This is a genomic window from Trinickia symbiotica (genome assembly GCF_002934455.1).
Lineage (GTDB): Bacteria > Pseudomonadota > Gammaproteobacteria > Burkholderiales > Burkholderiaceae > Trinickia > Trinickia symbiotica.
This window is the reverse complement of the sequence record NZ_PTIR01000018.1, coordinates 48,832-61,209: the sequence shown is the minus strand read 5'-3', so window position 1 is coordinate 61,209 and position 12,378 is coordinate 48,832. Positions and strand designations below refer to the sequence as shown.

Here is a 12,378-nt window from a genome sequence, read left to right as displayed (position 1 = left end):
GTCGTCCTTTCAGCCACGTTCCATCTCACCCGACGCTGCCTTCGAGGCTCACGCCAAGCAGCTTCTGCGCCTCGACGGCGAATTCCATCGGCAACTCTTTGAACACTTGCTTGCAAAAGCCGTTGACGATCATCGACACGGCGTCTTCCTCGGAAAGGCCGCGCTGTCTGCAGTAGAACAGTTGGTCTTCGCCGATACGTGAAGTCGATGCTTCGTGCTCCACGTTGGCAGTCGGATTCTTGACCTCGATGTACGGAAACGTATGTGCGCTGCAACGCTCGCCCAGCAGGAGCGAATCGCACTGCGTATAGTTGCGCGCGCCCTCGGCCCCGCGTCCGATTCTGACGAGGCCCCGGTACGCATTCTTACCGCGCCCGGCCGAGATCCCCTTCGAGATGATCGTGCTGCGCGTATTGCGTCCGAGATGCACCATCTTCGTGCCGGTATCGGCCTGCTGATGATGGTTCGTCAGCGCGACGGAGTAGAACTCGCCAATCGAGTTGTCCCCGCGCAAGATGACGCTCGGGTACTTCCATGTGATGGCAGAACCAGTCTCGACCTGCGTCCAAGAGATCTTTGCGTTGGCCTCACGGCAGTCACCGCGCTTCGTCACGAAGTTGTAGATGCCGCCACGGCCCTCTTCGTCGCCCGGATACCAGTTCTGCACGGTCGAGTAACGGATCTGTGCGTCCTCGAGCGCGACGAGTTCCACCACCGCCGCGTGCAGCTGATTTTCGTCGCGCATCGGCGCCGTACAGCCTTCGAGGTAGCTGACATACGAACCTTTGTCCGCGATGATCAGCGTGCGCTCGAACTGGCCGGTGTTGCGCGCGTTGATGCGGAAGTACGTCGACAGCTCCATCGGGCAGCGCACGCCGGGCGGGATGTAGCAAAACGAGCCGTCGCTGAAGACGGCCGAATTCAGCGCGGCAAAGAAGTTGTCCGTGTGCGGAACGACAGAACCCAAATACTGGCGCACCAGATCGGGATGCCGCTCGACCGCTTCGGAAAACGAACAGAAAATAATGCCGAGCTCGCCGAGTTTTTCTCGAAATGTCGTCGCGACCGATACGCTGTCGAACACAGCGTCGACTGCCACGCCTGCAAGCATTTCGCGCTCCGCGAGCGGCACGCCGAGTTTTTCGTACGTGCGCAGCAACTCCGGATCGACTTCGTCGAGGCTCTTAGGGCGCTCTTTGCCCGAGAGCGGCGAAGAATAGTAGGCGATGTCCTGATAGTCGATCGGCGGGTGGCGAACGGTGGCCCAGCCGGGCTCCTTCATCGTGAGCCAGTGCCGGTAGGCCGCGAGCCGCCATTCGAGCATGAACTCGGGCTCGTTCTTCTTCGCCGAGATGAGCCGGACCACGTCTTCCGATAGTCCGCGCGGCAGCGTATCGGACAGGATGTCGCTGACGAACCCGTGCCGATATTCGCGACGAATCAATTGATCGATGCTGGTCGAGGGTGAAGTCATCGGTGAACTCATGCGTGACCTCCGCTATGTCAACGAGCGCGCGGCATCGCGCGCGACGTCGAGCGTGCGTCTCGTGTGGACTTCGGGTTGCGCGCGGGCTGCGCGACAACCTGAACGCCTTCGTTGCGAGGAGCCCGTGTACGAATGGCGCCGAGGTCGGCCTCTGACAGCACCGGGCCGGCCATGTCGGCAAGCGATACCTGCCTCAACGCTTCGAGCACGACACGATTGACCTTTTGCCAATTCGCGCGTGCACCGCACATCGCCTCCTGCATGCAGAGGCCCGGCGCCGCGCTGCATTCGGTCATGCCGAACGGCCCGTCCATCGCGGTGATGACGTCGGCGAGCGTAATGCTCCGCGGCGCGAGCTGAAGCAGATAGCCGCCGCTCGCGCCCCGCAGCGCTCTCGTCAGGCCGCCGCGCGTGAGAATCTTCATAACTTTGGCGACGGTCGGCAGCGGGATGCCCGTGGCGCCCGCGAGGCTGCCGGCGCTTTGCACGACCTCGGCGTCGCGCGCCATCGCGACCAGAACCACCGTGCCGTAATCGGCAAGCTTGCTCATTCGCAGCATTACGTAGTACTCCTAATCAGTACCCGCAGGGTCCTGATTGAGCTGCCGACGATCCGCACCCAAAAACAAAAACCGACAGGGGTCACACGCGGTGCAGACTTCCGCGTCTTTCGGGCGGCAATGCAGCCTTTGAATCTCGTGCTCGTCGCCCCGATTCGCGCAACATCGGCGTCACGAACCCATTGTAGTCCCGACTTCAAAACCTTGTTGGCTCAAGGGACTGTGATACGCTTCTCGCGAAAATACGACCCGTCGCGGCTCGCCGACAAGACCGACCGCATCACTCAAAACATGAAAATCGCAACTTGGAATGTCAATTCCTTGAAGGTGCGCCAGCAGCATGTCATCGATTGGCTCGAGTTGAGCCATACCGACGTGCTCTGTCTGCAAGAGCTGAAACTGCCCGACGACAAATTCCCGCACGCGGAATTCGCGGCGAAGGGATATCGCAGCTGGTGTGCCGGACAAAAGACTTATAACGGCGTAGGTATTCTCGTGCGCGAAGGAATCGAAGTCGACGAAACCGATATCGTGCGCAACATTCCGGGCTTCGATGATCCGCAGCAACGGGTCATCGCCGCCACCGTCGGCGGCAAGCGGATCGTGTCGGCCTATTTCCCGAACGGCCAGGCACCCGGCACCGAGAAATTCGCCTACAAATTGCGCTGGCTGGAGGCGCTGGCCGGCTGGCTCGCCGGCGAACTCACGCGTTACTCGTCGCTCGCGCTACTGGGCGACTACAACATCGCACCCGAAGATCGCGACGTCCACGATCCGCAAGCATGGCAGGGGCAGAATCTAGTCTCGCCGGACGAGCGCGCGGCATTCTCGAAGTTGATCGAGCTCGGCTTCGTCGACTCGTTTCGCCAATTCGAGCAACCCGAGAAGACGTTCACTTGGTGGGACTATCGAATGCTCGCGTTCAGACGCAACGCGGGCCTGCGCATCGATCATATCCTGCTGTCTCCAGCGCTCGCCGCCACCTGCACGCACTGCGAAGTCGACAAGACGCCGCGCAAGTGGGACCAGCCGTCGGACCACGCCCCCGTGATCGCGCAGATCGGCTAACTAACGCAGGGGAAATAACGAGCGGCTGGACCGGAGCAACGCGCGCGCAAACGCAGCTCCGGTAGCAAATCAACGATGCCTCACGGCTCGAGGTGCAGCTCCTGGATCTTGCGCGTGATCGTATTGCGCCCGATGCCGAGCCGCTCGGCCGCCTCGACCTTGCGGCCGCGTGTGAAATCGAGGGCTTCGCGAATGACCGCGGCTTCGAATCGCCGCGCCAGCTCGTCCATCACGTCTGCGGTGTTTTCGCGCAACATCCGCGCGACCTCGGCGCGCAAGCCGCTTTCCCAGACGCTCACGGGCACTGCAGTCGATACGCCGCCCAAGGCGCCGGCCGATGGAGGCGCCGCGATGGCGACACCGTTGCTCCCGCCGCCATCGAACGACATGACGCCCGCGGCAGCCTGCGGCACGGCGGCAGGTCCCGCGACGATCTCGCCGGCCCCCTCTCCCGCGGGCGGCACGAGGTCGGGCGGCAGGTCCTTGATCTCGATCGTCTGCGCGGGCGCCATCACGGTCAGCCAGTTCGCGAGGTTCTCGAGCTGACGCACGTTGCCCGGAAACGGCAGCGAAGCGAGGTAGGCGAGCGTCGCCTCTGAGACGCGCTTGGGCTCGACGCCGAGATCGCGCGCGCTCTTTTGCAGAAAGTGCCGCGCGAGCAGCGGAATGTCCTCTTTGCGCTCGCGCAGCGGCGGCAGGCGCAGGCGGATGACGTTGAGCCGGTGATAGAGGTCCTCGCGAAAGAGCCCTTGCCGGACGCGCGACTCGAGGTTCTGGTGCGTGGCCGCGATCACGCGCACGTTCGCGCGCAACGGGTTGTGTCCGCCGACGCGATAGAACTGCCCATCCGACAGCACGCGCAGCAGCCGCGTTTGCAGATCGAACGGCATGTCGCCGATTTCATCGAGAAAGAGCGTCCCGTTCTCGGCCTGCTCGAAGCGGCCCTGCCGCATCGCCTGCGCGCCCGTGAAGGCACCGCGCTCATGGCCGAATAGTTCGGACTCCAGAAGATCCTTCGGAATCGCGGCCGTATTGAGCGCGATGAACGGGCCGTTTGCGCGCGGGCTGTGTCGATGCAGCGCGCGGGCAACGAGTTCCTTGCCTGTTCCCGACTCGCCCGTGATGAGAACCGTCGCCGACGAATGCGAGAGACGGCCGATCGCGCGAAACATGTCCTGCATCGCCGGCGCCTGGCCGAGCATCTCGGGCGCATCGGCCAGCAATACCTCGGCCGCATGCGCGCCGCGCAGGCTTTCGTCGACGGCGCGATGAATGAGCTCGACGGCCCGATCGATATCGAAAGGCTTCGCGAGATATTCAAATGCGCCGCCCTGAAAGGCCGCGACAGCGCTGTCGAGATCGGAATAGGCGGTCATGATGATGACGGGCAACTCGGGCAACCGCTCGCGAATCGACTGCAGCAACTCGAGCCCGGAGGCGCCCGGCATGCGGATGTCCGACACGAGCACCTGAGGCGTCTCGTGTTCGAGTGCGCCAAGCGCCTCGCGCACATTGGCGAAACTGCGTGTAGCGAGACTCTCGCGCGCGAGGGCTTTCTCGAGCACCCAGCGGATCGATTGATCGTCGTCTACTATCCAGATCGGCTTCATAGAGTGGTCGTTAGTCAATTGTCGAGCGGCAATAAAATCTGAAACTCCGTGTGTCCGGGCCGGCTTTCCACCTCGATCATCCCATCGTGCTGCTGCACGAAAGTCTGCGCGAGCGTAAGACCCAATCCGCTGCCGTCCTCGCGCCCCGAGACGAGCGGATAGAAGATGCGATCGCGAATCTCTTCGGGAATCCCCGGACCGTTGTCGATCACACGCAAGTCCAATGCCAGTTTGCAAAGTCGTTTCGCGATGGTGACCTTGCGGGCCACGCGCGTACGCAGCGCGATGCGCGCATCGCCTTCGCTGATGCGTGCACGCAGGGCTTGCGCCGCGTTGCGCACGATGTTGAGCAGCGCCTGGATCAACTGCTCCTTGTCGCCGCGCAGCTCGGGCACGCTCACGTCATAGTCGCGCTCGATCGTGAGCCCGCGCGGAAACTCGGCCATGATGACGGCGCGCACGCGCTCGCAGACTTCATGAATGTTGACGTCGCCGACGATATGCGGATGCCGGTGCGGCTCGAGCAGACGATCGACGAGCGTTTGCAGGCGGTCCGATTCCTTCACGATGACCTGCGTGTACTCGCGCAGCTCATGACGCTCGCGCGCGCCGAGCTCGAGCTCGAGCAGTTGCGCGGCGCCGCGAATGCCGCCGAGCGGGTTCTTGATCTCGTGCGCGAGGTTGCGAATCAGTTGCTTGTTCGCGGTCGCCAGGTCGTGAATGCGCTCCTCGCGATCGGTGCGCAAGTGGCGCTCGTTCTCGAACAGCTCAAGCAGGACGTAGTCCGACGCGCTCTCGAGAAATCCGACGACGACATGCACGTGCAGTGCTTCGCGTCCCGGCCGCTCGAGCACGGCATCGAGATGCGTCGCGTGAAAACGCTGCTCGGCGATGGCCGCGATTGTTTCGACGAGCTCGTCGCCGTTCGCGAAGATGTCGGGCCACGACATCTGCATCAGCTGACGCCGCGACAAGTCGAGCATCGACTCGGCCGAAGGGTTCGCGAATGCCACGCGCAACGTGCGCTTTTCCAGCACGAGCGCAACCGTCGGCAACGCCTCCAGCCCAGGCAAGAGCCCCGATGACGCGAGCGCCGCATCGTCAGTGAGGCGTTCGGCATGCCCCTTCTTCGGCTTGATCAGATTCTTGAGAACCATCGTGGAGTCCGGCCTATCGGGCAGGGGCTGCAATGAAGAGCAATGAGCGGGGTGCACAAAAAAGGGACGGCGCCGCCGTCCCTTCGAGACTACCGTTCCTAAGCGGCGTATCCGCTCCGCCGACTATCGAAGGCGAAGCGCATCGCACGGCTTAGAGCGAGTAGTACATGTCGAACTCGACCGGGTGGGTCGTCATGCGGAATCGCTGCAGTTCGCCTTCCTTGAGTTCCAGGTAAGCGTCGATCATGCCGTCCGTGAACACGCCACCACGCGTGAGGAACTCGCGATCCTTGTCGAGTGCGTCGAGCGCCTGATCGAGGCTTGCGCAGACGGTCGGGATCTTCGCGTCTTCTTCCGGCGGCAGGTCGTACAGATTCTTGTCGGCAGCTTCGCCCGGATGAATCTTGTTCTGCACGCCGTCGAGGCCGGCCATCATCAGCGCCGAGAACGCGAGGTACGGATTCGCGAGCGGATCCGGGAAGCGCGTTTCGATACGGCGACCCTTCGGATTCGAGACGTGCGGAATGCGGATCGAAGCCGAACGGTTACGCGCCGAGTAAGCGAGCTTCACGGGCGCTTCGAAGTGCGGCACGAGACGCTTGTACGAGTTCGTGCCCGGGTTCGTGATCGCGTTGAGCGCGCGAGCATGCTTGATGATGCCGCCGATGTAGAACAGCGCGAACTCGGAGAGGCCTGCGTAGCCGTTGCCCGCGAACAGGTTCTGGCCGTCCTTCCAGATCGACTGGTGCACGTGCATGCCCGAGCCGTTGTCGCCCACGACGGGCTTCGGCATGAACGTCGCCGTCTTGCCGTACGTGTGCGCGACGTTCTGGACGATGTACTTGAGCTGCTGCGTCCAGTCGGCGCGCTGCACGAGCGTCGAGAACTTCGTGCCGATTTCGTTCTGGCCGGCGCCGGCCACTTCATGGTGATGGACTTCGACGGGAATGCCGATCTGCTCGAGCAGCAGACACATTTCCGAGCGCATGTCCTGGAACGAATCGACCGGAGCGACGGGGAAGTAGCCGCCCTTCACGGACGGACGGTGACCCGGATTGCCGCCTTCGAATTCCTTGCCCGACGACCACGATGCCTCGTCCGAGCCGATCTTCACGAAGCAGCCCGACATGTCGGCGCTCCACTGGACCGAGTCGAAAATGAAGAACTCGGGCTCCGGACCGAAGAAGGCCGTGTCACCGAGGCCCGTGCTCTTCAGATACGCTTCGGCGCGCTTCGCGAGCGAGCGCGGATCGCGTTCGTAGCCCTTGCCGTCGGACGGCTCGATGACGTCGCAGGTCAGAACCAGCGTGGGCTCTTCGTAGAACGGATCGATGAATGCCGTGTTCGGGTCCGGCAGGAGCAACATGTCCGAGGCTTCGATGCCCTTCCAGCCGGCAATCGAGGAACCGTCGAACGCATGGCCGCTTTCGAACTTGTCTTCTTCGAACGCCGACAGCGGAACGGAGACGTGCTGCTCCTTGCCGCGCGTATCGGTGAAGCGAAAGTCCACAAACTTGACGTCCTCGTCCTTGACGAGCTGCATGACGTCGGCCACGGTTTTACTCATATCCTCTTCTCCATTTGATAGGTTCGGCGGTTCTTCGCTTCTTCGTGCCCGCTTCGACTGACTGCCGATGCCGCAAGCCGGCGTTCGAGCGAAACGCGGGCGATTAGAGCATCTTTCATGCCAGTTGCTCAACCACCCGCGTTCGGGGTAGCAGGCACTCTCGAGCGTCGGCGAGCGCGCGCCCCTCAGTGGAACGCGGCCGTGCACCGCCAGGCATACCGGCTCCGCCGCTTTCACGCGAGATGCACATAAACGGTGCACGTCAGCTGCGAATCGACTGACTGCGAGCCGAAACAGTGCACCGGAAGACATTTTGCACCGTTTTGGGACGTCGGCGCGATTTCATGCATCCCGCTCGTGCCGACGGTCCGCCTTGAAAGGGTGGCGCTAGAATGTGTCTTTCTTGTGGAGGAACCCGTAGGATGAGCACGCTCGAACAAATCCTGGCGCAGGCCGACAAGCGCCGCACCGAAAGCCAGTTGCCCTACGCGGGGGCGCTCTCGCCCGCCGAAGCGTTCGAGCTCATGCAACTCGATCCGGCGGCGCGCCTCGTCGACGTACGCACGCGCGCGGAACTCGACTGGGTAGGCAGGCCCATCGTCGGCGACGGCCAATACGTTCACGTCGAATGGACGCGCTACCCCGGCGGTATCCCGAATCCCGAGTTCATCGAGCAACTGCGAGGCTTCGCATCAGCCGATGCTCCCGTACTCTTCTTGTGCCGCAGCGCGGCCCGCTCGAAACTGGCCGCCGTTGCGGCGCATCATGCCGGCTTCACGAAAGCATTCGACATCCTCGAAGGATTCGAAGGCGGCAAGGACGGGAGCGGCCATCGCAAGACGTTCGAAGGATGGTGCTACCGCGGCCTGCCCTGGATCGGCGCGTGACGGCGCGCCTTGCCGGGTTAATGCCCTTCGAACCGCGGCGTTTCCGGCTCGACGATATCGCCGCCGAGCAGATGGACGCCCTCGCGTAGCTTGACGTAGGCGGCCGCCACGGCCTCCGGCTCGCCTTTCACGCCGAGATCGATGTGCCTGCGCGCAAACACGCCGCCGCGCTCGGCGTCGCCGACGCTCGGCAAGCTGAACACGCGCACGCCCGGAAAGTCCGTCTCGATCTTCTCCATCAATGGTGTGAGCGTCGATTCCATCAGCTCGAAGACGAGCAGCGAACGCTCGGCGCGCGGCACCTGATGATGCAGGTGCGCGTACTTCGTATCGAGCACCCATTCGATCATCGGCCAGGCCATCACCGGAAAACCCGGCACGAAGTGGTGATCGCCGACGGAAAACCCCGGGATCTTGTTGTAGCCGTTCGGAATGATCGACGCCCCGCGCGGAAACACGCCCATGTTGAATCGGTGTTTGTTGTCGGGCGCCTCGAGATCGGCGGGCGTTCCCGCCGCCGCATGCATCTCGAGAATCCGTTGGCGAATGAGCTCCGCCGCCTCCGGATGAAGCTCGAGCGGCACGGAAAGCGCCTTCGCCGCGCATTGGCGCGTGTGGTCGTCCGGCGTCGCGCCGATGCCTCCCGTCGAAAAGACGATGTCGCCCGAAGCGAACGTGCGTGCGAGCGTGGCCGTAATCCGTTCGGGGTCGTCACCGACATACTCGGCCCAGGCCAGCGCAAGCCCGCGAGCGTTCAAGAGCTCGATGACTTTCGGCAGATGCTTGTCGCTCCGCCTGCCGGACAGGATCTCGTCGCCGATGATGATGACGCCAAATGCCATGGCCGCCGCCTCAAGAGGAATGAAGATCGTCCATGGTCGTCGATGATTGTGACGACGGCAAGTGCCTCGTGGGGCCGGACATGCCCTGACCGGCTTCGTCGCGCATGAGCTGCAGCGCGTGCAGGCAATAGTGTCCGAACCAGAGTGCCGAAAACACGAGGATCGCCGCATAGATCCAGATCGTCGCCGCCGCGATCACGGGAAAGAGCACGATGAGCCAGAGCGACCAGGCCCAAATCAGTGTCGGCAACGTGCTCATCAATCCGCTCGCGACGCCGATCGCAAGGAGCGGCCACCGGTGGCGGCGCATCAACGCGATGCGCTCCGCGCGGCTCGCATGCAGCGCGAGGGCGTCGTAGGTCATCACCCGGTAGGTGAGCCATCCCCAGAGCAGCGGAGGAATGAAGGCGAACAACGGCAGTATCAGCCAGAGCGGCAGCGTGACAATCGTCAGCGTGAGGCAGATGAAAGTCGTCGCGAGCGCGTAGACGAGGCTGCCGTACCAAGTGCCGCCCCGGCGCTGCTCGAGCGAGGCGAAACGGCGCGCCGACAACTGGCGCACCACGAGCGGCATCGAGATCGTCGCGATGAGAAGCAGCACGGTCACGACGATCAGCGGAATCGCCATGGCGATGACGATGAACGGCGCGATCGCCGCATGAAGCGCCGTGAATCCCACCCAATCGAACGCGTGAAAGAGCGTCGTGCCGAACGTCGAGCCGGCGAGCCAGGCGCGCACCGTCCCAACCAGGTCCTGCCACGCGAACCAGAAGACGACGCCCCACCCGAGCGCCGCGACGAAAAACGGCATGAAGGTGAGCCAGAGCATGCGGGGATGGAGCATGCTCGCGACGGCCCGAACGAATGCGCGCAGCAGGTCGTTCATCGGCGTTTCCAGCTGGCCGGCCCGGGGGCCGTCAACGGGTTCTTCAAGCGGTTCTCGAAGCCGCTCTCAAAGCGCCGGCGCGTCGCCGCCGCGCGCGGAAGAAAGCCGCCGGGCGATCCGCACGAAAGCAAGCCAATGCTGCGACAGAAAACCCTCTCCATACGATTCACCTTCAATCTGCTGGCGAATACCCGTCGGCTCCGGCGTGCGATTCCACGAGGCCGTCTTGAACAGCATATCCCACCACGGGAAGACGACGCCGAAGTTGCAGCCATACGCGGTGCCCTCATGCCCGTAGCCTACGGCATGGTGGCGCCGATGGAACGTCGGACTCACGATGAAGCGTTCGAGCAGCCACCCGTATTCGAGCCGCGCGTTGACGTGCTGGATGCTCTGCAGGAAGTTCGTGACGGCCGAGAGCACGACGAACTGCGTCGGCGCCACGCCGATCGCAAGCGCGATCGCGGCGAAAAAGCCGGCCTGGATCACATCGTCGAGCAGGTGATTGCGATCGTCGCACCAGAGGGACATCTGGCGCTGGCTGTGATGCACGGCATGCAGTTCCCACCAGACGCCGAATCGATGCTGCCAGCGGTGATACCAGTAGCCGGCGAAGTCGAGCACGACGAAGTAGATCGCGAACGCGACCAGCGGCTGCGAGGTCACGCCCGGCCACAGATTGTCGAGGTTGACGTTATCGATGTTGCGGTAGCGCAGCCAGACCTGCAGGTTGTCGAAAAGGGGCTGGAACGCCAGAAAGAAAAACAGATTGAAGAGACCAAGCTTGCTGATCCACGTATAGAAGATGTCGACACGCACGGCCCTGCGGGTTTGCCAACGCTCGACGGGCCGTAGCGCCTCGAGCGGCCTCAGCAGCAAGTACATCGCGACGATGGTCAGGAAACCGACGATGACGGGATAGAGCGCATCGTAGGAATCCTCGTCGTAGTCCATCCAGCCGAACTTGAAAAGAAGCGGCTGCACAACATGAATGTAGACCCAGGTCTGCAGCGTCGAGACCAGCGTATCGAGCGGAGCCGTGATCAGATGAAGCATGGAATCGTGCGCCTCTTATCCGTTTTTCTCTCGTCGTTCGTCTTTCGATCTTGCAACCTTCGATCTTCGACTTTCGACTTTCGACTTTCGACCGTCTCGACGCTACGCGCCGTTGGGTGCCGTCACCGGTGCGCGATCGAAGAAATAGATCCCGTGCGGCGAGCGCCCGACCGCGATCGTCTGCACGAGCTTTTTCGTCGTCAGGTCGATGATGCCGACGTGTTTCGCGAAGCGGAACGTGACCCACAGATAGCGCTTGTCGGCGGAAAGCTCCATGTCGTCGGGACCGGGCAAGAGGCCCGTGATGTCGCCGACGTTCGTCAGCGTGTCTTCGTCGAGGATGCTGATGGTACTCGCGACGCGGTTCGTCACGGCAATGTGGCGGCCGTCGTCGAGCGAGCGGAAGTTGTGGGCGCCGGCACCCGTATGGATGCGCTTGATGACGGTCTGGTGACGCCAGTCGACGACGGCGACATCGTCCTCGCCCGTCATGCCGACGAGCAGATATTTATCGGCGGGCGTCATCCAGAGTCCCGCCGGCGTCTTGCCGACGTGCATCTTCCAAAGCACCGTCTGCGTCGGCAGATCGACGGCGGCCACCTCGCCCGAAATCTGAAGCGTGACGAAGACGGTCCGGCTGTCGTTGCTGAACGCCATGTGGCTAGGCATCGTCGCGAGCGGCAGGCGCTTCGCGAGCGTCAGCGCGTTCGTGCGCGGGTCGCGGTGATAGACGTCGAGCCGATCGAGCCGCAGCCCCGTCGTGACGAACCAGTTGCCGTCGGGCGAGAAACCGAGCTGATAGGGATCCTCGATTCCTTCCAGCCTGCTTTGCACTTTGCCCGTCTTCGGATCGAGGAACATCAGGTCGTTCGAGACGGAATCCGCGACGATCAGCAACTTGTTGTCGGGCGTCGCCATCAGATGGTGCGGCTCCTTGCCCGTCGGAATCGTGCCGATCACCTGGTGCGTCGCTTCGTTCACGAGCGAGAGCGTCGCTTCGGCCGAATTGAGCACGATGACATTATCGGCGCGTGCGGCCGGAGAAAAACCGACGGCGAGCGAGGCAAAAAGCGCCGCGGCGAGCACGCCGCTCGCGCCCTTCGCGCGGGAGAGGAAATTCTTGTGCATGTGAACTCGATGAGAAGGCCGACGCTCATGCTAGAACGCTTGCGTACTCCGGGCGGTTGACCGCCGCGCGAGAAAAACGCTGGCGCGGGCAACGGCGAATCATAAACGCAAAATCGAGCGCCGATATGACC

The 12,378-nt window shown here is 62.9% G+C and carries 11 protein-coding genes; 2 read left to right on the top strand and 9 right to left on the bottom strand.

Annotated features, from left to right (window positions below; genetic code table 11):
- Positions 1 to 25: 25 nt before the first annotated feature.
- Together sufB and B0G57_RS22765 are read right to left on the bottom strand one after the other, a co-directional pair.
- Positions 26 to 1,474, bottom strand: coding sequence for a Fe-S cluster assembly protein SufB (gene sufB, locus B0G57_RS22770; protein ID WP_018440256.1), 1,449 nt, complete (start codon positions 1,472 to 1,474; stop codon positions 26 to 28).
- A gap of 29 nt (positions 1,475 to 1,503) precedes the next feature.
- Complete coding sequence (locus B0G57_RS22765) at positions 1,504 to 2,046, bottom strand: SUF system Fe-S cluster assembly regulator (protein ID WP_018440257.1); 543 nt, start codon at positions 2,044 to 2,046, stop codon at positions 1,504 to 1,506.
- 291 nt (positions 2,047 to 2,337) lie between these two features.
- Here B0G57_RS22765 and xth point away from each other — a divergent pair, with 291 nt between their 5' ends.
- Positions 2,338 to 3,114, top strand: a complete 777-nt coding sequence (gene xth / locus B0G57_RS22760) for an exodeoxyribonuclease III (RefSeq protein ID WP_026229595.1) — start codon at positions 2,338 to 2,340, stop codon at positions 3,112 to 3,114.
- An 80-nt stretch (positions 3,115 to 3,194) separates the two neighbouring features.
- Here xth and ntrC read toward each other — a convergent pair whose 3' ends face one another.
- The 3 genes from ntrC to glnA all read right to left on the bottom strand — a co-directional run bounded on the left by ntrC (position 3,195) and on the right by glnA (position 7,448).
- The gene (ntrC, locus tag B0G57_RS22755) at positions 3,195 to 4,724 is read right to left on the bottom strand and encodes a nitrogen regulation protein NR(I) (RefSeq protein WP_018440259.1); all 1,530 of its coding nucleotides are present in this window, start codon (positions 4,722 to 4,724) and stop codon (positions 3,195 to 3,197) included.
- Positions 4,725 to 4,738: 14 nt separating this feature from the next.
- The gene (gene glnL / locus B0G57_RS22750) at positions 4,739 to 5,881 is read right to left on the bottom strand and encodes a nitrogen regulation protein NR(II) (RefSeq protein ID WP_018440260.1); all 1,143 of its coding nucleotides are present in this window, start codon (positions 5,879 to 5,881) and stop codon (positions 4,739 to 4,741) included.
- 151 nt (positions 5,882 to 6,032) lie between these two features.
- Positions 6,033 to 7,448 (bottom strand): type I glutamate--ammonia ligase, encoded by a 1,416-nt coding sequence (gene glnA, locus B0G57_RS22745; protein ID WP_018440261.1) that lies wholly within the window; start codon positions 7,446 to 7,448, stop codon positions 6,033 to 6,035.
- Positions 7,449 to 7,870: 422 nt separating this feature from the next.
- Here glnA and B0G57_RS22740 point away from each other — a divergent pair, with 422 nt between their 5' ends.
- Positions 7,871 to 8,335 (top strand): rhodanese-like domain-containing protein, encoded by a 465-nt coding sequence (locus B0G57_RS22740; protein ID WP_018440263.1) that lies wholly within the window; start codon positions 7,871 to 7,873, stop codon positions 8,333 to 8,335.
- 17 nt (positions 8,336 to 8,352) lie between these two features.
- Here B0G57_RS22740 and B0G57_RS22735 read toward each other — a convergent pair whose 3' ends face one another.
- The 4 genes from B0G57_RS22735 to B0G57_RS22720 form a co-directional block, all read right to left on the bottom strand.
- On the bottom strand, positions 8,353 to 9,177 hold the full coding sequence (locus tag B0G57_RS22735; RefSeq protein ID WP_018440264.1) for a competence/damage-inducible protein A: 825 nt from the start codon (positions 9,175 to 9,177) through the stop codon (positions 8,353 to 8,355).
- A 10-nt stretch (positions 9,178 to 9,187) separates the two neighbouring features.
- On the bottom strand, positions 9,188 to 10,063 hold the full coding sequence (locus B0G57_RS22730; protein ID WP_018440265.1) for an EI24 domain-containing protein: 876 nt from the start codon (positions 10,061 to 10,063) through the stop codon (positions 9,188 to 9,190).
- A gap of 66 nt (positions 10,064 to 10,129) precedes the next feature.
- A complete protein-coding gene (locus B0G57_RS22725) occupies positions 10,130 to 11,119 on the bottom strand; it encodes a sterol desaturase family protein (RefSeq protein ID WP_018440266.1) in 990 nt (329 codons plus the stop codon).
- A 102-nt stretch (positions 11,120 to 11,221) separates the two neighbouring features.
- Positions 11,222 to 12,247, bottom strand: a complete 1,026-nt coding sequence (locus tag B0G57_RS22720) for a YVTN family beta-propeller repeat protein (protein ID WP_018440267.1) — start codon at positions 12,245 to 12,247, stop codon at positions 11,222 to 11,224.
- Positions 12,248 to 12,378 lie beyond the last annotated feature (131 nt).